The sequence below is a fragment of the Candidatus Halocynthiibacter alkanivorans genome, assembly GCF_003333265.1.
Lineage (GTDB): Bacteria > Pseudomonadota > Alphaproteobacteria > Rhodobacterales > Rhodobacteraceae > Halocyntiibacter_A > Halocyntiibacter_A alkanivorans.
Window position 1 is genome coordinate 37,624 of sequence record NZ_QOLB01000079.1, and the last position, 21,426, is coordinate 59,049.

At 58.3% G+C, this 21,426-nt stretch carries 17 protein-coding genes and 2 pseudogenes; 12 read left to right on the plus strand and 7 right to left on the minus strand.

Features of this window, described 5'->3' with window-relative positions; genetic code table 11:
• Positions 1-55 precede the first annotated feature (55 nt).
• Genes DWA01_RS08735 through DWA01_RS08760 form a run of 6 tightly spaced genes read left to right on the plus strand, consistent with a single transcriptional unit; the run spans position 56 to position 8,322 of the window.
• The gene (locus DWA01_RS08735) at positions 56-1,021 is read left to right on the plus strand and encodes a Bug family tripartite tricarboxylate transporter substrate binding protein (protein ID WP_114285464.1); all 966 of its coding nucleotides are present in this window, start codon (positions 56-58) and stop codon (positions 1,019-1,021) included.
• 26 nt (positions 1,022-1,047) lie between these two features.
• A complete protein-coding gene (locus DWA01_RS08740; RefSeq protein WP_114285465.1) occupies positions 1,048-1,539 on the plus strand; it encodes a tripartite tricarboxylate transporter TctB family protein in 492 nt (163 codons plus the stop codon).
• Positions 1,540-1,544: 5 nt separating this feature from the next.
• A complete protein-coding gene (locus DWA01_RS08745) occupies positions 1,545-3,059 on the plus strand; it encodes a tripartite tricarboxylate transporter permease (protein ID WP_114285466.1) in 1,515 nt (504 codons plus the stop codon).
• Positions 3,052-5,136: a thiamine pyrophosphate-dependent enzyme gene (locus tag DWA01_RS23505; protein WP_235008482.1), complete on the plus strand. Its 2,085-nt coding sequence runs from the start codon at positions 3,052-3,054 to the stop codon at positions 5,134-5,136. Before DWA01_RS08745 ends, DWA01_RS23505 begins: the two co-directional genes overlap by 8 nt.
• A gap of 10 nt (positions 5,137-5,146) precedes the next feature.
• Entirely contained in the window at positions 5,147-6,598 is a 1,452-nt protein-coding gene (locus DWA01_RS08755) for an NAD-dependent succinate-semialdehyde dehydrogenase (protein ID WP_114285467.1), read from the plus strand.
• Positions 6,595-8,322 carry a dihydroxy-acid dehydratase gene (locus DWA01_RS08760; RefSeq protein WP_114285468.1) on the plus strand — a complete coding sequence of 576 codons (1,728 nt, stop codon included), beginning with the start codon at positions 6,595-6,597 and terminating at the stop codon, positions 8,320-8,322. The genes DWA01_RS08755 and DWA01_RS08760 overlap by 4 nt, the downstream gene beginning before the upstream one ends.
• Before the next feature lie 295 nt (positions 8,323-8,617).
• On the opposite strand, the gene DWA01_RS22930 is transcribed toward DWA01_RS08760, so the two are convergent.
• Positions 8,618-8,995 carry a hypothetical protein gene (locus DWA01_RS22930; RefSeq protein ID WP_136057700.1) on the minus strand — a complete coding sequence of 126 codons (378 nt, stop codon included), beginning with the start codon at positions 8,993-8,995 and terminating at the stop codon, positions 8,618-8,620.
• 236 nt (positions 8,996-9,231) lie between these two features.
• On the opposite strand from DWA01_RS22930, the gene DWA01_RS08770 reads away from it, so the two are divergent.
• The 3 genes from DWA01_RS08770 to DWA01_RS08780 all read left to right on the plus strand — a co-directional run bounded on the left by DWA01_RS08770 (position 9,232) and on the right by DWA01_RS08780 (position 12,510).
• A complete protein-coding gene (locus DWA01_RS08770) occupies positions 9,232-9,693 on the plus strand; it encodes a hypothetical protein (RefSeq protein WP_136057701.1) in 462 nt (153 codons plus the stop codon).
• Positions 9,694-10,073: 380 nt separating this feature from the next.
• Positions 10,074-10,835, plus strand: coding sequence for a tetratricopeptide repeat protein (locus tag DWA01_RS08775; RefSeq protein WP_136057702.1), 762 nt, complete (start codon positions 10,074-10,076; stop codon positions 10,833-10,835).
• Between the two features lie 421 nt (positions 10,836-11,256).
• Entirely contained in the window at positions 11,257-12,510 is a 1,254-nt protein-coding gene (locus tag DWA01_RS08780) for a glycerophosphodiester phosphodiesterase family protein (RefSeq protein WP_114285472.1), read from the plus strand.
• Positions 12,511-12,755: 245 nt separating this feature from the next.
• On the opposite strand, the pseudogene DWA01_RS08785 reads toward DWA01_RS08780, so the two are convergent.
• Positions 12,756-12,932 (minus strand): annotated as a pseudogene (locus DWA01_RS08785) (IS3 family transposase); the annotation flags it as partial.
• Positions 12,933-13,022: 90 nt separating this feature from the next.
• On the opposite strand from DWA01_RS08785, the pseudogene DWA01_RS08790 reads away from it, so the two are divergent.
• Positions 13,023-13,409, plus strand: a pseudogene (locus DWA01_RS08790) (transposase); the annotation flags it as partial.
• 487 nt (positions 13,410-13,896) lie between these two features.
• On the opposite strand, the gene DWA01_RS08800 reads toward DWA01_RS08790, so the two are convergent.
• From DWA01_RS08800 to DWA01_RS08820, 5 genes are all read right to left on the minus strand, one after another.
• On the minus strand, positions 13,897-15,303 hold the full coding sequence (locus DWA01_RS08800) for an aldehyde dehydrogenase family protein (protein ID WP_114285474.1): 1,407 nt from the start codon (positions 15,301-15,303) through the stop codon (positions 13,897-13,899).
• Positions 15,304-15,399: 96 nt separating this feature from the next.
• Entirely contained in the window at positions 15,400-15,780 is a 381-nt protein-coding gene (locus DWA01_RS08805; RefSeq protein ID WP_136057703.1) for a YybH family protein, read from the minus strand.
• A complete protein-coding gene (locus DWA01_RS08810; protein WP_114285476.1) occupies positions 15,780-16,460 on the minus strand; it encodes a DJ-1/PfpI family protein in 681 nt (226 codons plus the stop codon). Before DWA01_RS08810 ends, DWA01_RS08805 begins: the two co-directional genes overlap by 1 nt.
• A gap of 29 nt (positions 16,461-16,489) precedes the next feature.
• Positions 16,490-17,443, minus strand: a complete 954-nt coding sequence (locus DWA01_RS08815; protein ID WP_114285477.1) for a GlxA family transcriptional regulator — start codon at positions 17,441-17,443, stop codon at positions 16,490-16,492.
• Positions 17,444-17,870: 427 nt separating this feature from the next.
• Positions 17,871-18,779 (minus strand): LysR family transcriptional regulator, encoded by a 909-nt coding sequence (locus DWA01_RS08820; protein ID WP_160115985.1) that lies wholly within the window; start codon positions 18,777-18,779, stop codon positions 17,871-17,873.
• Between the two features lie 148 nt (positions 18,780-18,927).
• On the opposite strand from DWA01_RS08820, the gene DWA01_RS08825 reads away from it, so the two are divergent.
• A complete protein-coding gene (locus DWA01_RS08825) occupies positions 18,928-20,445 on the plus strand; it encodes an MmgE/PrpD family protein (protein ID WP_114285479.1) in 1,518 nt (505 codons plus the stop codon).
• Entirely contained in the window at positions 20,445-21,338 is an 894-nt protein-coding gene (gene prpB / locus DWA01_RS08830; RefSeq protein ID WP_114285480.1) for a methylisocitrate lyase, read from the plus strand. Before DWA01_RS08825 ends, prpB begins: the two co-directional genes overlap by 1 nt.
• Positions 21,339-21,426 lie beyond the last annotated feature (88 nt).

Consider the following 21,426-nt stretch of genomic DNA (forward strand, 5'->3'; position numbering starts at 1 on the left):
GGATTGCCTGAGCGGGCAGTCATCTCAGTTTGAAAATAAACCAAGGGAGGAAGACATGAATATTTCAAGAAAATTCTGCGGTCTGTTGACCGCGGCAGTCACTGCATCGACGCTGGTATTCAGCAGCGCAGAAAGTGCGGAATTCCCCGATAAACCCATTGAAATGACAGTTCTTTTTGGCGGTACCGCCAATACGATCGCCCAATTGTTATCTGAGCTGATGTCGGCCGAGCTGGGCCAGCCCGTCGTGCCTGTAGCCCGCAAAGGTGGTGGCGGTGCGGTCGGCTATTCCTATGTGGTTGGCACCGCCCCGAACGGCTATAATATCGTCTGGAATTCAAATTCCATCAGCACGTCCCGCCGCACCGGGCGGATCCCGTTCGACTATACGGCCTTTACCCCGATTGCGCGGGTCTCTACGGAAATACCAGCGCTCGCAGTCAATCCCTCCACCGGGTGGGAAAGCCTGTCCGACCTGCAGGCGGCGGTCAAAGCTTCAGACCGCAAGCTGAAAGTCGGCATTTCCGGCAAAGGTTCTTTCACACATCTGACCTCAGCCGCGCTGTTTGACGCGATGGGGATCGGCGACAAAATCAACTTTATTTCCTACGGCGACGGCAAAGCGCCGGTGGAACTGCTGGCGGGGCGCATTGATGCCGCGATCCAGTGGCCGGGACAGTTTGTGTCCTATTCGCAGGCCGGTGATCTGACCGTTCTGGCTGTCACAGCCGATACACGTGCCGAGATTTTGCCCGAGGTGCCCACCGCAATGGAGCAGGGCGTGGACGTGAACATTTCCATGTGGCGCGGCCTTGCAGCCCCTGCCGGGACGCCCCCTGAAATTGTCGCAGCATTGCAGGACGCGGCCCGTCGTGCCGTCGAAAGCGATCAGTTTACTGAGGCCGCAGGAAATATTGGCTTTGCCAAAGCGTATCTTGGGGCAGAGGAGTTTGGCAATGTCATCGCCAGCGACGACGTCTTTTACGGCGCGCTGCTGAGCAAGCTCGGCCTGGCCAAATAAGTACGACCCGCAAGGAGGTACTTCAGATGACCAACCGGAACCACAATGCCGTGCTCGGATTGCTGCTGCTGACCCTGTCCGGCATCTGGACCTGGTTGGTCATGAGCACCATTCCCGCCGGGTTTGGAGAGGGTGATATCGGCCCGCGGGCCTTTCCGCTCATCTTCGGGCTGTTTTTGGCCGCGCTCGCGGCATTGCTGCTCGCGCAGAGCCTGCGCCACCGTTCGGATCAACGCACCAGAACCGCGCCGGACGATCCGGCGGGAAGCCCCATCCTCTGGCTCCCGGCAGCGCTGCTCCTGATCGAGATATCCGCCTATGGTTTCCTGCTCGAAAAACTTGGTTTTGTGCTCGCCACGCCGCTTGTCGTGCTGGCGGTGATGGGGCTCAACCTTCGCATTCGGGCGCCGAAATTGCTGTTGGGCATGTCCATTGGCACCACGCTGATCTGCTGGATCATTTTTGAAAAAGCCCTGGGCATCTATCTTGCCCATGGCTCCTGGATCAATCTCGGGTGAGCATGATGGACAGTTTTCTCAACGCGCTTGCACTGGCTTTGACACCGATGTCCATCGCCGCTGTCGGCTTTGGCACTTTGCTTGGCCTGGTGTTTGGCGCCATCCCGGGGCTGACTTTCACCGTGGCGCTGGCTCTGGCTTTGCCGGTCTCCTTCAGCCTCGAAACGGTGCCGGCCATCGGGTTGCTGCTTGGCACCTATATCGGCGGCATGACCGGCGGCTCTGTCTCGGCCATCCTGCTGGGCATACCGGGCACACCATCGGCCGCGGCAACCGTACTTGACGGCCATCCAATGACAAAAAAGGGGCTGGCCTCCCTCGCTTTGGGCACTGCGGTCATCGTATCGGTGTTTGGCGGTATATTCAGCCTGATCGTGATGGTCGTCTCTGTTGATCTGGTCTCACGTGTGGCCATCGGCTTCGGGCCTGCCGAAATATTTGCGCTGGTCCTGTTTGGCTTTTCCACCATTTGCGGCCTCTGTGGGAAATCGCTGCTCAAAGGGCTGATCAGCGGCGTGCTTGGCCTGATGATCATGACTATCGGGCTGGACGCCATCGAAGGCGTGCCGCGGCTGACCTTCGGCAGCGTCAACATGCTTCAGGGCGTCAACCTGCTGGTCGCAATGATTGGCCTGTTTGCCGTGCCTTTCATCATAGAGGCCTTCAGTGAAAAGCCTCACAACCGCAATGCCCCCCGGCCCATTGCCAATGTGCGGGCGAAACTGCCCTCATTCGACCTGTTGTTCCGGAACCTCTGGTTGATGATCCGCTGTTCGGTGATTGGCACCGGGATCGGCGCTATTCCTGGCACCGGCGGTGCCATCGCCGCCTTTCTGGCCTACGATCATGCCAAGCGGTTCTCAAAGACGCCTGAGCAGTTTGGCAAAGGCAACATCGAAGGGGTGATCGCCCCGGAAACCGCCAACAACGCGGTGACCGGCGGTACGCTTATTCCGCTGCTGTCGCTGGGCATTCCGGGCGATCCTGCAACCGCGATCGTGCTGGCGGGGCTGATGATCCACGGCATCGTGCCGGGCCCGGCGCTGTTCATGAACAATGCTTCAGAAGTCTATGGAATGTATGTCGCGGTGGTGCTTGCCTATCTCTGGGTTCTGGCTCTGCAGCTTCTGGGCATCCGTGTGTTCATACATGTGCTGAAGGTGCCGCGCGAACTGCTTGCTGTTGTCGTCCTCGTGCTCTGTGCCATCGGTGCTTACTCGATCCGCAACAGCGCCTTTGACATCTATTCCATGGCGCTCATCGGAGTGGCAGCCTACGTGCTCGTCGCCATTCGTGTCCCCATCACGCCGATCATTCTTGGCATGGTTCTCGGGCCGACACTGGAGAATGAATTCCGTACCGCGATGATGTTGTCCGAAGGCAAAATGGACATTTTTTATACCTCCCCGACCGCGCTCGGTTTCATCGGCCTCGCGGCACTCGTCATTATCTTGCAGGGCATCAGTGAGCTGAAGTTAAAACGCAAAAACGGCAGAAAGGTCCAGGTGTCCGATGCTTGATAAAGCCCGGGAAAACGAACAGAGCAAAGCTGAAATCCGCGCGCGGGCCAGCACCCTGGCCAAAGCGATGCCCAATCTGGAGGCCTGGACGCCAGCCGGGGCGCCGCCCAACGAAAGTCTGGTAGCGGCCCTGGCGGATGACGCCAATGACGGCATCCTTGAGCTGACCTTGTCCGAAGCGCTGGTGATCGGGCTGCTGAAACAGGGGGTGAGGCAATATTACGCGATCTTCGGCCATGGTTCGACCGATCTGGGCGAGGTTCTGAGACTGTATCATGAGGCGGGGGTGCTGCGGGTCATCAACTGCCGCAATGAGGTGGAAATGGCCCATGCCGCGACGGCGCATGCCTGGGTTTACGGTGAAACGCCTGCCGTGGTGACTTCGATCGGCCCCGGCGGGCTTCAGGCCATGGCCGGCTCGCTTGCCGCCGCCTCCAATGGCGTCGGTGTCTATCATATCTACGGCGATGAAACGACCTGCGGCGAAGGTTACAACATGCAGCAGGTGCCCAAACCGGAACAGGGGCTTTTCGGCCGGATCGCAGCGTTGATGGGGCAGTCCTATACGCTGCACACACCCGGGGCGCTGCGTGAATGCCTGCGCCGGGGCACGTCCTGTGTGCATCACCCCTATAAGGCGGGGCCCTTTTACGTGCTGTTGCCCATCAACACCCAGCCCGAGAGGACCCGCGTTAATATCGCGACACTTCCGGCGCGCAGCGCATTGCCGCCGCTGGCACCCACCGCGGCTGCGGGCTTTGCCGAGGCGGTGACGTTTCTGCGCAAATACCAAAAGATCGTGATCAAGGCCGGTGGTGGCACCCGGGCCCATCACCAGGCTCTGCGCCGCTTTGCCCAGCGTATCGAGGCGCCCGTGGTGCTGTCGCCGGGCGCCTCCGGGGTGCTGCAGGACGGTGATGTGCAGAATATGCATGTGGGCGGCTCCAAAGGCTCGATCAGCGGCAATTACGCCATGCACCACGCGGAGGCCGCCATTATTATCGGCAGCCGCGGCGTCTGTCAGGCGGATTGCTCCGGTGTGGGCTATGCAAATGCGCAGGCGGTTCTCAATATCAACGGCGATTTTGATGATCTGTCCCATTACGCCAATACCATTGCCTTGCCGGGCGACATCACTGCGGTGCTTGACGGGCTGCTGAGCGCGCTGGGCACCGACACAGAGGCTGACACAGGAGCGCGCACAGGAGCTGTCACAAGTGCCGGTACAGGGGATGACACGGGCGCGGATACAGCCACCGCCACCAACAGCGACCCCGACACGGGCGCGGATGCAGCCACCGACCCTGACCGCAACATCGCCACAGGGGCCGGGCTGCGCGCGGGCTGGCTGCGCGACTGCATGGCGCAAAAGAACGCATGGACCGCGTTCAAAGCCGCGCGCACCGGCGCCCCCCCAATGTACGACGACGCCTGGCAGCGCCCGGTTCTGACCCAGCCCGCCGCGATCCATACGGTGGCCCGTTTTGCCAACCAGGTGGGGGCGATCAAATTCTTTGACGCCGGAGACGTTCAGGCCAACGGGTTTCAGATTGTTGAGGATGACGCTCCGGGGCAGACCTATACCGAGACCGGGGCCTCCTATATGGGCTTTGCCGCCTCGGCGCTACTGGGCGCTGCCGGGGTTGAAAATCCGAAATACGCCATTGCCTTCACCGGTGACGGCTCTTTTATGATGAACCCGCAAATCCTGATTGATGCCGTCGAACACGGGGTCAGGGGCATGATTGTCCTGTTTGACAACCGGCGCATGGCCGCGATCAGCGGCTTGCAACAGGCGCAGTACGGCCAGGATTTCAAAACCAGCGATTCCGTCGGGGTCGATTATGTCGCCATGGCCGCGTCTGTCACCGGCGTGAAATCTTTGCACGCGGGTTTTACGCAACAGACGCTTGACGCCGCGCTCCGGGACGCCTTCGCCCACGACGGGCTCTCGCTCTTGCATGTCCCGGTTTACGCGGGGCAGGCGTCCATCGCCGGCATGGGGGCCTGGGGGTCCTGGAATGTCGGCAACTGGGTCGATGAGGTGCAAGCGGCTTATCTCGCCACAAAAATCTGAGGAAATGCCAATGTATGACGATCTGAATCTTTATATCGACGGCGCATGGCGGTCCGCCTCCGACAGAGGCACCAGGGCGGTCTCCGATCCGGCGACAGAGGAGCCCCTGGGCACGATTGCCATGGCGACCGAGACGGATATCGACGCGGCGCTGGGCGCAGCAGAAAGGGGCTTTAAGATCTGGCGCCGGACCGGCACCTGGGAGCGGGCTGCAAAGATCCGCCGTGTCGCCGACCTGCTGCGCGCACGCACGGACGAGATCGCCACGCTGATGTCGCTTGAAACCGGCAAACCGCTGGCCGATGCAAAGGGGGAAACCGGCGCCGCGGCGGATCAGTTTGAATGGTATTCCGAAGAGGCCAAACGTATTTACGGCCAGATTATCGGCGCAAGGACCGCCGACAGCCGCATGTCTGTGCTGCTGCAGCCGGTGGGTGTCGTGGCGGCGTTTTCGGCGTGGAACTTTCCCGCCCTGCTGCCGGCCCGTAAAATCGCCGCAGCGCTGGGCGCAGGCTGTTCGGTCATCATCAAACCGGCGGGCGAGACACCGGCCTCCTGCGCGGCGTTGATCCAGGCTTGCCACGATGCCGGCATCCCCGATGGCGTGGTGAATATGCTCACCGGCAACTCCAGCCTGATCGCCGAGCGGCTGATCCGTTCGCCGGTCGTGCGCAAAGTGACGGTCACCGGCTCTGTTCCGGTTGGGAAACGTATCCTGGCGCTGGCTGCCGAGGGGGTGAAAAAAGTTTCCATGGAACTTGGTGGCCACGGGCCGGTGCTGGTGTTTGACGATTTTGACGCCAGTCAGGCGGCCGAACTCTGTGCCCGGACCAAATTTCGCAACTGTGGTCAGGTTTGCATCTCGCCAACCCGGTTTTATGTGCATGACAGCAAATACGAGGAATTCGCGGCGCGCTTTGCAGAGATCGCGCGTTCTCTCAAGGTCGGGCACGGGCTGGAGAAGGGGGTTGAAGTCGGCCCGATGGCGAACCAGCGCGGGTTGGAAACCGTCCGGGCGATGACCGGGGACGCTTTGAACCGTGGAGCGGAACTGCTGGCCGGGGGCAATACCCCGCCCGGGCTGGACAAGGGATTCTTCCTGGAGCCCACGGTCCTGGGACGGGTGCCCGATGAGGCTCTGGTGATGAATGAGGAACCCTTCGGCCCGATTGCCCCGATCACCAGTTTCAGCACTTACGACGAGGTGATCGCGCGCGCCAACGCGCTGCCGTTCGGGCTGGCAGGCTATGTGTTTTCCAACAATCTGTCCGTCGCAACCCGCGCTTATGAGGACCTTGAAGTTGGCATGGTCGGCGTCAATGAAATGCTTCTGGCCACCGCCGAGGCGCCCTTTGGCGGCGTCAAAGAAAGTGGCATGGGCCGGGAAGGCGGTGCCTTTGGCATCCAGGATTATCTCGTTCCGAAATATGTGAAAATCAGGCTGTCGGAGACACAGGTATGAACGAAGAAAAGGAACGCGGTCTGTCGCGCGGGCTGACCAATTACGGCGACCGGGATTTTTCGGTCTACCTGCGCAATTCCTTTGCCTCCTCCATGGGCTATTCGCGCGAGGTTCTGAAAAAACCGATTGTCGGCATTGCCAACAGCTTTTCCGGATTTAACAACTGTCACCGCCATTTCCCCGAACTGCTGGAGGCGGTCAAACGTGGCGTATTGCTGGGCGGCGGGCTGCCGATAGAATTTCCCACCATCTCGTTGGGCGAAGTTTTCCTGAACCCGACCAGCCTGAAATTCCGCAACCTGATGTCGATGGACACCGAAGAGATGATCCGGGCGCAGCCGATGGATGCGGTGGTGCTGATGGGCGGTTGCGACAAAACAGTTCCGGCACAGCTGATGGGGGCGGCATCAGCCGATCTGCCGGCGGTGCAACTGGTCGCCGGCCCGATGATGACATCGCGCTATGGCGAAGAACGGCTGGGCGCCTGTACCGACTGCCGCCGGTACTGGGGCAAGTATCGCGCCGGCGAGGTCAGCACGGCGCAGATCAACGACATCGAAGGGCGGCTGGCCACCACGGCGGGCACCTGTGCGGTGATGGGCACCGCGTCGACCATGGCCTGCATTGCCGAAACGCTGGGCATGTCGCTGCCCGGAACCGCTGCAATTCCGGCGGTGCATGCCGATCGTCTGCGCGCGGCCGAGGCTTCGGGCCGGGCGGCAGCGCGCATGGTTGAACAGCCGATCCTCCCCAGCCAGGTGATCACCGAAAAATCCGTTGAAAATGCGATGCGTATGGTATTGGCGCTGGGCGGCTCCACCAATGCCATCGTGCATCTGACGGCGGTGGCGGGGCGGCTTGGCATCAAAGTGTCGCTGGAGCGGATGAACGAGCTCTCTGCCACCACGCCGGTGCTGGTCAATCTTAAACCGGTTGGCAGCCATTACATGGAAGATTTCTTTTTTGCCGGCGGCGTCGGGGCTGTATTGCGCGAATTAAAACCTCTGCTGCATCACGACACGCTGACTGTGGCGGGCGAAACCCTGGGCGACCGGCTGGAGCGCGATCCCGGTTATGTGGATCACCGGGTGATTGCCACCGCTGAGGCGCCGCTGGAGCCCCAGGGCGGGCTGGTCGCGCTTTTTGGCAACCTCGCGCCGCGCGGGGCTATTCTCAAACGCTCGGCCGCCGACAAGGACCTGTTTGAGAAAACCGGCCGTGCCGTGGTCTTTACCTCGCTTGAAGATCTGGCCAGCCGCATTGATGATCCGGATCTGGACATCGAGCGCGACGATATCATGGTGCTGCAAAACGCCGGGCCCAAAAGCGCTTCCGGCATGCCGGAGGCCGGCTATCTGCCGATCCCCAAAAAGCTCAGCGCCCAGGGTGTTAAGGATATGATCCGCATCTCGGACGCGCGCATGTCCGGCACCGCCTTTGGCACCATTGTGCTGCATGTCACGCCCGAGGCCTCCATCGGTGGCCCTCTGGCGCTGGTGCGCAACGGCGACCAGATCAGGCTGTCGGTGGCAAACCGGTCCATCGAACTGCTGGTGGATGAGGCTGAACTGGCGCGGCGGCGCGGGGAGTGGTGCTGTGATAACGTGCCGCCCGAGCAGCGCCGCGGTTATGACCGGCTCTATGCCACAGAGGTACTGCAGGCGGACGAGGGCTGCGACTTTGCGTTTTTGAAGCCAGTGGAACTTGATGCCAATCCGACCTGAATGGCTGGAAAATGACCCGGGCCGGGAAACACCGGGAGCAGACAGGATGGAGACAGTTGCCGCCGCCCGCCGCTCCCTGCCATTTGAGTTTGCTGCGGCGGGCCGTATTTTGAGGCACAACGTGGGGTGCCGGCAGAGCAGCGATCAAACGCGGGCGGTCCTTGCGTTGCTGACGCTGGCACCATTCGGATCTCTGCGGTTCTGCAAAAAGCAGCGGGGGCGGTTGAAGGTCATAAGGGGGGGACAACTAAGGTTGGCACATTCCGCGCCAGCTTTTTATGTCTGACTCTGGTCGTCAGGCTGCCTTTGTACGTTCAATCAAGCAGGAGGCATTGCCGGCCAGCAATGCGCCAAGCTCGGCTCCAAGCTGCGTGCGCATGATCGGGGAAATGAGTTTACCCAGCACACCCATCTTCATTTCGAAGATGGCAGAATTGTCATCCCTATGCCCACCCACACCGCAGACAACCGTGAGGCGAGGCCGCTGACTTTGACCAGAGGTGTGCCAACCGGGATTGCCTCGTCTGATGCCCAGGGTGGAACGTCGCCGTCTTCCTCTTTCAAAATCCAGTTTGCTAACGCTGATCAATTCAGTCTCGGCACGCGCAATTGCGCCAAACAACGCAAAGTTAGTTAGAAGAACAAAGAAGAGTGGTGTGGCGAGCTTGGACACCCGAATACTCTTACTTGAAATGTGTATCTCAATATTTTCATAAATCCACCACTGTAGCAAGTTCGTTAGCTCCAGTGGTTTTGGTAACGAGGCGTCTGTCTGCTATGTCCGCTCAGCCGGCGTTCAAGCGGAGCACAGCGAAGGTCCGCTCTGCTGCAAATGCAGGATATGTATACTGAATACCCGGCCGTTAGTTTTGCACGAAATTCTGCTGGAAGCCGGGGCTGCCGCCTACCTTGTATGCCTGGTCGGACTGGATCACCAAATCACGCATCCGGGCAATAAACTCGTTTCCTTTCTCACTATTACCGGCGGTTTTCCATGTATTGGGTGAAAAAGCCGGCGTTCGCTTCGCGCCGGGAGATACCCATGTCCCGCAGGTAGTGATCTTCTGTAGCTCGCAGCTTCCGGGTTTGGCTGTAGGCATAATCAAGGCGCTGGTGGATTCGGGTGATCGTACTGCCGCATTGGCAAAAATGACCGAGTTCGCCGCCCTTTTGGACGCCGAGCTTGGGGTGGCTCCCACCGCAGGCATGCTTGAACGGAACGAAAAATTGATATCAGGGGAAACCGGCGCTGTGCGCTCCCAACCTGTTGCGAAAGCGCCGGCGTCGGCCCCGGGGAAATTGTTCAGGGGGCGAGCCGCCGTGGCAGTACTTCCGTATCGCTGCATGAGCGACACCAAAAGCGATGTGTAATTCGCTGATGGAGTTACCGAAGATGTGGTTAACGGGCTCGCTGTGTGGCGCTGGTTCCCGGTAATTGGACGTTACACCAGCGGGCAGTCAGGAAACACAATCGCAACTGTGCAATCGGTTTCACGGAAATCCGGGGCCCGCCACGTTATCAGTGGTTCAGTGCGGCGCTCTGGTTCGCGCTACCGGGTTACACCGAACTGAGCGATGCAGGAACCGGCCAACAGCTTTGGTCGCAACAGTTTGATGGGCGCGCAGACGACATATTCGAAATTCAGGACCGGATCAGCGATGAAATCGCCCGTCGTGTCGAACCCGAAATCCGCCGTGCCGAGAGGAAACGGCTGTATAGAAAGAAACCTTCAGAACTGACAGTCTGGGAAATGTTGCATAAAGCCCGGGTGATAAAATTCAAAAACGGCCACGCTTATGGCTCTGCCGAAGACAATGTCACCGCGATGGCAATGTTTCGCGACGCTCTGGCGCGAGATCCAAATTCCAGCGATGCGGTCAGCGGGATTGCGACCTGCCACTGGCACAATACCATCAATAGCTGGTCAAATGATCCAATGAAATCCGGCGAGGCCGCCATGCGCCGCGCCAAAGAGGCGGTGGACCTGGATGACACCAATTATTCCGCTTTGGGCACCGTTTCGATCATTCAGACTCTCGGCCAACACGATATCGCCGCCGCTGAAGCCACGGCACGCAACTCGATTGACATGAACCCCTCTGATATTTTGGTTCGCCACTATCTGGTTTGCAGTCTTGAGTTCGGCGGCAAATTTGATGAGGCGGTTGAGCAGTGCAACTACATGATGGCACTTGACCCCTGCGCCCCCTCATTATCCGTATTGTGTGGTGATCTGTCGACCTGTCTGTTGTTGGGGGGCAACGCCAAAGACGCTGTCGACTATTCACGCAAATCTATGGCAGCCGACCCAGGCTATTTACGCGGCCGCCAGCGTTTGATCGCAGCCCTCGTGGCCGCTGGTGAAATGAAAGAGGCAGAATTTGAATACGCGATATTGCGCAAAGCCATGCCTGCTTTCAATCTGGACTATGTGAAACGGACCTACCCGTTCGTACACGAAAAATACTTGCAAGCTTACTCAAAGTATTTTGCCGCAGTCGGTGTACAGTAGGTCTTACACAGGGGCTGCAGCTGGCGGCGCTGATGTGAACTCCTTCGGGATTTGAATTCGCTCATTTCTCAATGGCAATCCGCATTCAGTGAGTAATAGGGCAGATTTAACATTAAAACCCATTTCCTCCTCACGGCCTGCATCCGGGTAGCAAGCTTTGCTGAATTTGGGGCGAAGGGCGATGCTTTCCGCCACGCCGCCGAAATTTAACCGTCGTCTTGAAGGCACTCCCGGACGGGATGCAGACGTACGCTTACTGTCAATCACGAGCGCCAGATATGATAAGCCCTCATAAGTCTTGATATAAGTAATGTCTTCGCCCTGTTTCTTTGCTTCAGGAAACGCTTGAGATACTTTGGGAATGTCGACTACATATGCTAATCTTTAACGTGTATCAGGCAATTTCAAACGGCGGTATCCCATGCAAATGTTCCCAATAGTACTTGGTGCTGCAATCTTCTTTACCTCTGCCATCCATTCCGCCGAACCCACCAATATCCAGCTCGGGCCTCGCCCGTTCTACCTCATCGACAAGATGCCTGACGGCCAGCTCAAAACCAAACTCCAATCCTGCGCTAACGGACCGTTCTCCCGCACCAACTTCTCCATCGGCCACCGCGGCGCACCGCTGCAATTCCCCGAACATACACGCGAATCCTATCAGGCAGCAGCCCGCATGGGTGCCGGTATCATCGAATGCGACGTCACTTTTACCGCCGATCTGGCGCTGGTCTGCCGCCACTCGCAGGGCGATCTGGCGACCAGCACTAACATCCTTGCCACACCGCTTGCCGCCACCTGCATCAAGCCGTTCACGCCAGCCACCTTCAACGCCGACGGCAGCATCGATGAACCGGCCAGCGCCACCTGCCGTACCAGTGAACTCACCCTTGCGGAATTCCTCTCACTGAAAGGCAAAATGGACGCAGGTAACCGCGCAGCCACCACGCCCCAGGCTTTCATGAACGGCACCGCCTCCTGGCGCACCGACCTCTACGCCACTGGCGGCACTCTGATGACCCACGCGCAAAGCATCGCACTCCTGCAAAGCCTCGGTGTCGAATTCACCCCCGAATTGAAGGCACCGGCCGTCGACATGCCGTTCACCTCGCCGGTCACCGGCGAGGTTTTCACGCAAACCGACTTTGCCCAAAAAATGATCAGTGAATACGAAGCAGCGGGCATCCCTGCACAAGACGTCCGCCCGCAATCCTTTAGCCCCGACGACGTGCTCTACTGGCTCAGGAACGCACCCGAATTCGGCGAAAACGCCATTCTGCTCGACGGCCGCAAGTTTGACGCCAGCGACCCATCCGACAATCAAACCCCCACACTGCAACAGATCGCCGATATGGGCATCACCACCATTGCCCCACCGCAATGGGTGCTGCTGAAAGAAGACGACGGCCAGATCATCCCCTCGGACTACGCTCGGGCCGCACAGGTTGCCAACCTCGACATTATCACCTGGACCCTCGAACGCTCCGGCCGCCTTCGCGAAGACGTTCTGGATGGCCGTAGCAAATACTACTACCAGTCAACGCTTGGCGCACTAACCGCAGACGGCGATATTTACACCACCCTTGATGTGCTGACCCAGCAGGTGGGTATCAAGGGCATATTCTCCGACTGGCCTGCCACGGTAACCTACTACGCCAACTGTATGAAACTCTGAACACATGCAACAATCTGTCAAAGTCGAGAACGGCCTTGAACCGTCTTTCACTCCAATGCCTTCTGGTGACCAGTCACGGTCCAAAGCGGACCCGCTGATTAGTGGTCGTGGGCGAAACTGCCGTCGATGTTTGACGCTACCCTCCGTCCTTTTGCGCTCATGAAGCGGACATTCAAAAAAGGAGGTTTGGTCCTGCAATTCTTCCTATTTTGAATAGTGAATAGTGAATAGTCCCTGGTAAACTAGACGCCTTGGGAGATGCCTTCTCGGCGACACAGCTCAGCTATGCTGTCTTCGCTGCGCAAGCCATCCAGGACGATCCTGATCGTCTCTTGAGATGAATAATGTTTGCGCGTTGCACGTTTGATATCTTTGACGATCTTCTCGCCACGGCTTTTGCGTGTTCCAGTTGTCTGTCTCATCTTCCACTCCTCAGGGGTTACGATGAGCCAAGAACACTCTCTTATCAAATACGGCTATTTGAACCCATAAGCGCTGACGTCAGACACCACAGCGTCATTCAGGCGTTGATCAAACAGTCACGCAAGTTGCCGAAAGAGCTGTATCGCTCACTGACCTGGGAGCGCGGATCGGAGATGGCAGCGCACAATAGCTTTACCTCGGCGACGGATATCGATGTCTTCCCGTGCGAACCTCACAGCCCCCTCCCAGCAGATTGCTAAAGCAATCGCCTGCCGGGCAATGCATGGCAACGGCGCGCAAACGAAAACACCAATCGCCTGTTGCGACAGTAATTCTCAAAAGGCACGGATTTGTCGATACATAGTCAAGCAAAGCTAAGCGCGGTTGCCAGACAGCTCAACGAACGACCTCGAAAGACGCTGGGATACGAAACTCCCGCTGAGCGTTTCAATACATGTGTTGCGTCGATCCGTTGAGACCGCTCCGCTGACCTCGCAGCGTATGGCGGCTTCTCTAATTGGGTGATTGGGTCAAGCTCGTTTTCCTTCTTTCTTCCAGGTCATTGTCGCTCATCCGGGTCGCGCTTCTCTCCGCAGTCTGGTTGATGCTCTGATGGCACCGCTGCACGCATATGCCGGATCGGCAGTGAGCCTGCGATATCGCCGACCTCACAAGGCAGCTCCCGCTCAAACATCGCCGCTCCCTTGCCATCCAGAATGCAAAGCCCACAGGATCGCAGCGAAACATCTGGCCCAACAAAGTATTCCATCATCTGTCTCCCTTGTTCACGGCTATCCTGTGATCCTGCCGGGAGCTCGACCTCAGAACAGAGGCAGCCCAGTTACGCATGTTCGCCGAACTGGGGCGAAACGGCTGTTTCACCTCTGGAAACCCTGCCCAAAATGGCCACGCCATCAGGCAGGGATTATTACAGCGTCTTGATGGTGAAGGTGGTCTCGTGCTTCAGGAGAAAACAACCTGAATGTCGGTAAACTCGTGCAGCCCTTCCTGGCCAAATTCGACCCCCAGGCCAGAACTTTTCGCACCGGCGAACGGGGCATTTGGTTGAATAGCTCCGTGCTTGTTGATCCAGACCGATCCGCATTCCAACCGGCTGGCGACCTCGCGGGCTTTTACAACGTCTGAAGACCAGACAGAACCGCCCAGGCCGTTGTCGCTGTCATTGGCAAGCACGATGGCGTCCTCCAGATCAGCATATTTGATCACCGGCAGCGCCGGGCCGAACTGCTCTTGGGAGACCAGGTCATCGTCATTGGAAAGGCCACTGATGATCGTCGGAGGAAAAAACAACCCGATCCCTGGTTCACCGCCCAGCAGTACGTTTCCTTTGACTTTGGCAGCCGCGACAAAACCGGCGAACTTGTCGAACTGCATCTGGTTCTGGATCGGGCCAAGCGCGCTGTCGTCATTCATCCCGTCGCCAACCGGGATATTGCGGGCGTACGCCACCAGCGCTTCGCACACCGCGTCATGGACGTCTTCATGCACATACAGCCGTTTCAACGCAGCGCAGGTCTGACCGTTGTTGATAAAAGCCCCCCAGAACAGCCCTTCGGCAATCGCAGCCGGGTCGACATCCGGCAGTACAATACCGGCGTCATTGCCGCCCATTTCAAGCGTCAGGCGTTTCATCGTTTCCGAGGCGGAGCGCATCACTTTTTGCCCGGTGGCACAGGAGCCGGTGAAGACGATTTTGCGGATATCCGGATGCGCCGCCATCATCGCGCCGAGATTTTCGCCGTCGTCGTCAGAGGTGAGCACATTGATGACGCCGGCAGGCAGCACGCGGTCGATCAGTTCAATCAGTTTTAAGGTCGAAAGAGGTGTGTTGGGCGAAGGTTTGATCACCACCGTGTTGCCGGTGCGCAGGGCAGGCAGGATGTGCCAGATCGCGATCATGACCGGGAAATTCCACGGCGTGATCGAGCCGACGACCCCAAGCGGTTTGCGGCAAAGCTCGACCCGGCCCTCATCGGTGTCCTGCAGCACCTCGGTTTTGAGGCTCAGGCCCGCAGTATATCCGGCCCATGCCGCAGCCCCTCCCATTTCCCAGCGCGAGCCAAGACCGTTCAGTGGCTTGCCCTGCTCAAGAGTGATCATATGAGCAAGTTCTTCGGACGCCCCGGAGATAACCGCTGTGACCTTTTCGCAGGCGGCCTGCAGTTCGGCATCAGATTTTGCTGACCAGGATATGAACGCTTCAGCAGCGGCGGCGACGGCAAGATCAAGTTCGGCCTTACCCGCCTGCGGAGCTCTGCCGACGAGTTCGCCGTTTGAGGGGTTTTTCACATCAAAATAGCGGTTGGTTGTGACAGGCTGGCTGCCAATTGTCAGGTGGTAGTCGGTCATTTTTATGTCCTGCGGCAAAGGGGGATCGGCCCGCGCCCAATGATTTGTACCGGGCGCGGCTAAAATGTGTCTGGATTTTCTGGAAAATCAGCCCTGCTATTGCGGCTCGGAGCTGGTGACAATGTCCTGCGAGATCAACCAGGTATCGTTTTGGAGCTGCCAGAGCACCTGGTAATGGCCCTTATCAACCTGCGTGCCACCGTCGACATGGAGCGAATAGGCGCCCAGTTCCACGGCATAATCGCCAAAATCTTTGACGGACTGGCTGGCAAGTCTGAGTTCTTTCAGACCGGCATCGATCATGGCGCCGAAAGTCCCGCTAACCGCGTCCTGGCCCTCTGCCACCGGGGCATGGGGCAGCATGAATTTGCCGTCGATGGTATACATTTCGCCCAGTGTTTTTAGATCCTGGGTTTTGAATGCGACCATCATGTCGGCATTGCGGGCTTCGATTGCGGATTTAATCGTGACAGACATCACGCCACCTTCTTTGAATTTGCGTGTGCCCACAGGTCTGCCGCCAGTTCCGCGACTTTGCCGCGAACCGCCTGAACCGCAAACTCCGGGGCGGTTTCTGGCCCGCCCGAGTTAAAGGGCGGCGCAGGGCGGTATTCGAACAACAACTGCATCACATGGGCCGTGGGCTCATTGATGACTTCTGCAATCACGGTAAGCGCAAAATCAAGCCCGGCAGTGATGCCGCCGCCGGTGATACGATTGCGGTCGATGCAGACACGTTCATCGACCAGCTCGATGCCGGAATAACATTTGAGCACTTCGCGATACGCCCAATGTGTTGCCGCGCGGTGGCCATGCAGCAGCCCGGCCTCAGCCAGGATAAGAGCACCGGTGCAGACCGACGTGACATATTCCGCCTTTTCGCCAGCGGCCCGGATGAAATCGACAACTTCGGTGTCCTGCATCTGTGCCAGAGTGTTGCCGCCGCCGGGCACCACCAGCACGTCAATATCCGGGCAGTCTTCAAACCCGTAATTCGGAACTAAAAGCGCGCCGGCATCAGACATCAGTGGCTCGGATGTTTTGGCAAATGTGAAGGTTTCAAACTCTTCCACCATCGCGAAGAACTGCAGCGGCGCGTAAGCGTCCATCATCGTCATATGCGGAAACAGGTAGATCCCGACCTTTTTCTTTTTCATTTAATTTTCCTTCGTTGATAGTGTTGAATCTATTGACGAAAGCGGAACCGCTCCCGGTAATCCTGGGGGTTCACTTTCAAGTTTCGCAGGAACGAGCGGCGCATTCTGTCGGCGCTGACAAAGCCGGTCTGTGCGGCGATGACTTCGATCGCGGTCGGGGTCGTTTCAAGGTAGCTTTTGGCGGCCTGCAGGCGGATGCTCTCAACAAATTTCGACGGCGTGACGCCCACTTCGCTGACAAATTTCCGGGCAAAATTACGGTCGCTCATGCCGCATTTGCCCGCAAGTTTTTCGACGGACAGGTCGGTGTTCAGATTGTCTTGCAGCCATGGCAGCAAGTCGGCGATCGGCCCCTGTGCCTGGGTGCTCGGAGGCAAAAGCGAACTGAATTGCGACTGCCCCCCGGGGCGCTTCAGGAACATCACCCAGTTTTGCGCAACAGCGAGCGCTGTTTGCGGGCCGAGGTCATCCTCAATCAGGCCAAGCGCAAGGTCCATACCCGCCGCGATCCCCGCCGAAGAGAAAAATTTGCCGTCCTTGACGTAGATTTTGTCCACTTCGACCTGGACAGCGGGGTATTGCTCCTGGAATTGTTTGGCCCATCGCCAATGGGTGGTGGCGCGGCGGCCAGACAACAGCCCGGTTTCCGCCAGTAGAAACGCTCCGGTGCAAACGCTGGCCACACGACGGGCCCTGATCGCAGTCTTTGCAATCCAGTCGATCAGTTGTGCATCGGCAACCGCCAGATCGATGCTCTCGCCACCGGCAATCATCAGGGTGTCGATTTCGCGGTTCTCAAAAGCTTCAAACGGCTTGGTTGCGATGGAAATCCCCGCGGGTGTGGTGCTGATCAGCTCGCCTTTGCGGGACGCGATCTCAACAGAATAGTCGGGAATATCCGACTGGCTTGCTACAATTGACCCCGACAATACATCAAGCGGGCCTACGATATCGAGGGAACTGGCGCCATCAAAAGCGACCATGATAACAAGCTTTGGGCGCTTGTGGGTTGGGGGGGATATGTCGTCTGGGCGCATCATAAGACCTATTGTTTGGCAAAAGCATCGTGTCGGCAATGACGTCTATCCGTCTTTTACTGCCAAAAAGCCACATGTGCTTACGTCAGACACTTTGCCTCGTATCGGGTGGGGCACTTTTGATTGCTGATGCCGGGTCGCTTTTGAACGCTCATGGACAGGCCAAAAGTGACAACCGCGCAAAAATTACAAGGTTCAGCGGCAGTGTGCCCGCCCGCCAGGCCGGCGCCGCAGGCAGCAGCAGCGCCACCCGCAGCGCACACCTGAGGAAAATGAACGCTGGTGCCACGAGCTCAAAACTGGCCAATACCAGCGCGCCCGGGCCCCAATCCCACCACAGACCCGCGGTTCACTTACAGGCAGAAGTTTCCCTTCACACCCGCCAGCGCGCAGCCGGTGCAATGGTTTTGAGAGCCGATTTCAGCAATTTGAACACACGTTCCGCAAATCTGCGTTCCAGATGCAAACCAAGCGCGGCGAGAATGTTTCGTTCAATACCTGGCCCGACAATCAGCCGCGCCTGGATTTCGCCATTCTCATATTCATTGGCAAAATTGCTGAAGGCCTGGATTGCAACACCTTCGCCTTCCATCGCAAAGGCCGTCATCGCCACCTTGTTTCCCAGTTGTCGGATGATTTTCGGTTGCAGGTCTTCCGCTGCAAACGCGCTTTCAATCATCCTTGCGTAGGGCGGATTAGAATACATCAACAGTGGCAGCCCGGCGCAGTCCTTAAGGGTGATATGATCAGATTGATCCCCAAGGTGCTTGCGGTGACCGGTCATATAAAGCGGCTCTGTGAACAGCCGCCTGTGTTCGGGAAACGGGCTGGTCGAATTGTCGTAAAATACGGCAACATCACAGTCTTTCGCGGCCATGGCTTTGCTGGCGTCATGCGCCTGGCGTTCTGAAATTTCCAGCGTTACTTCGGGCAGTTGCTCATGAAACACGCGGAAAATCGCCGGCACCAGCAGCCGGCCGGTATGTCGCGGTATGCAGATGCTGAGCCGGGTGGGGATGGCGCCATCCAATTCCTGGATATCTGCCTGGGTGCGTTCGAAATCCGCAATCACGTTTTCGGCGAAACTCAGAAAGCGCTGACCACTGGGCGTTGGTTCGACACCGCGCCCGGTTCTTTTCAGCAAAGTTGTTCTCAGACGGCTCTCCAGCCCCCTGATTGTCCGGCTGACATTTGGCTGTGCCAGATCCAAAGCGTTGGCCGCAAGTGACATGCTGCCCGCGTCGACCACATTTATAAACAGTTCCAGTTCAGACAGTTTCATCGCGTCCTCATGTCGTAAATGATATAGCTGATATATACCGGCTGCTCTACGATCTGCAAGCCCGGCGCGATAGAGTGGCTGCAAAGGACAATCAGGCGTGAACAGAGACGCGCCCCGTTTGTCAAAATGCGTACGAAGGGCCTGCACCATGAAAAAACACATCGTAAAAGTACATCCCGAAGCGGATCGCCTGCCACGTGAAGAACAGCTGGCGTGGAAAATCGCGTCTGTTGCAGCCGATGACACCCCGGTTGATGACGATGTCAAAGATATGGTGATCAACCGGATTATCGATAACGCATCGGTTGCGATGGCTTCGGTCAACCGTGGCCCGGTCGTGACCGCGCGCGCCCAGGCTGCGGCACATCCCAAAGAGAATGGCGCCACCGTGTTTGGCCTGCCTTGCTCGGAAACCTTCAGCCCCGAATGGGCCGCCTGGGCCAACGGTGTTGCTGTGCGCGAACTTGATTACCACGACACTTATCTGGCCGCCGACTATTCCCATCCTGGCGACAATATCCCCCCCATTCTCGCGGTTGCACAACAGACCGGTGCCACCGGTGCGGAGCTGATCAAAGCGATCGCCACCGGTTATGAAATCCAGGTCAACCTGGTGCGCGGCATCTGTCTGCACGAGCACCGGATTGACCACGTCGCCCACCTTGGGCCATCGGCGGCGGCGGGTCTTGGCACCCTGCTGAACCTGCCTGTCGAAGTCATTTACCAGGCCGTAAACCATGCCTTGCATGTGACTACAGCCACCCGCCAGTCACGCAAGGGTGAGATTTCGTCCTGGAAAGCCTTTGCCCCCGCCCATGCAGGCAAACTGGCGATCGAAGCCGTTGACCGGGCGATGCGCGGGGAGGGGGCTCCAACCCCGATCTACGAAGGCGAAGATTCCGTCATCGCCCGCATGCTGTCGGGCAAAAATGCCTGTTATGATGTGATGCTGCCGGAGCAGGGCGAAGCCAAACGCGCGATCCTCGAAACCTATACCAAGGAACATTCTGCAGAATACCAGAGCCAGGCGCTGATTGATCTGGCCTCCAAAACCGGCCCCAAAATTCTGCAACGCACTGGGGGCGACTGGTCCAAAGTCAAATCCATTCTGCTGCGTACCAGCCACCACACACACAATGTGATTGGCACTGGCGCCAACGACCCGCAGAAACTCGACCCCAAAGCCAGCCGCGAAACGCTTGATCATTCGATCATGTATATTCTTGCCGTCGCGCTGCAGGACGGGCGCTGGCATCACGTCGCCTCCTATGCGCCTGAGCGGGCTGCCCGCAAAGACACCGTAGAGCTGTGGCACAAGATCACCACTGAAGAGGCACCGGAGTGGACCGAGCGTTATCATTCGGCGGACCCGGCGGTAAAAGCCTTCGGTGGCGAAGTGATCGTGACCTTTGAAGACGGCTCGCAGCTGTCCGAAGAGATCGCCCTGGCGGATGCGCATCCACTGGGCGCGCGCCCCTTTGGCCGCGAGCAATACATCAACAAGTTTCGCGCTATCGCGGAAGGCAATGTCTCGCGCGCAGAACAGGACCGTTTCCTCGCCGCCGTGCTGAACCTTGAAAACCTCACCGCTGGCCAGCTTTCTGAGCTGAATATCGAAGCCACAGGGACCGAATTGGTCATCAACCCAAGCAAAGGAATTTTCTGATGTTATTTTCCAAGCTGAATGGCCCGGAAAAACGCGCCAAGTTGCGTGACCTTCTGAAGCAAAAAACAATCATCAGAGCACCAGGGGCGTTTTCGCCTCTGGTCGCTATGGAGATTGAGCGTACGGGTTTTGAGGCGGTCTATGTTTCCGGCGCGGTTTTGTCAGCCGATCTGGGCCTGCCCGACATCGGGCTGACCACGCTGACGGAAGTCGCTGACCGGGCCGAACAGATTGCCCGCGTCACCGATCTGCCGACCATCGTGGATTGCGACACAGGATTTGGCGAGCCGATGAGCGTCGCGCGAACGGTGCGCATGATGGAGGATCGCGGCATTGCAGGGTTTCACCTGGAAGATCAGGTCAACCCCAAGCGCTGCGGTCATCTGGACGGCAAGACGGTGGTTTCCACGGAGGATATGGTGCGTCGTATCAAAGCCGCAGCAGATGCCCGCCGCGACCCCAATATGGTGATCATCGCCCGCTCTGACGCGCGCATGATTGAGGGGTTGGACGCCATGATCGCGCGCGCCAACGCCTATGCAGAGGCCGGTGCCGATATGATCTTCACCGAAGCGCTGCTGACCGCAGAAGACTGGCGCAAAGCCTCGGCTGAGATCGCCGCGCCGCTGCTGGCCAATATGACTGAATTCGGCAAATCCGATCTGTTGTCCGCCGGCGAATTGCAGGACCTGGGTGCCAGCATGGTGATCTACCCGGTCACGTCGTTGCGCATCGCGATGAAAGCGGTCAGCGATGCCCTCGGTGATATCGAAGCAAGTGGCACCCAACGCGAGATCATTGGCAAGATGCAGACCCGGCAGGAACTTTACGACCTGCTTCAGTACGAGCGCTACAATACGTTTGACCAGGGCCTGTTCAATTTCAAGCTCTGAGCGGCTCGCCGCAGGCCTCCCGTCCGGCGGTGGCGGCAGCACAACCTTGAAACAGCCCTGATCATAGTAACGCGGCCCCGGCACTCCG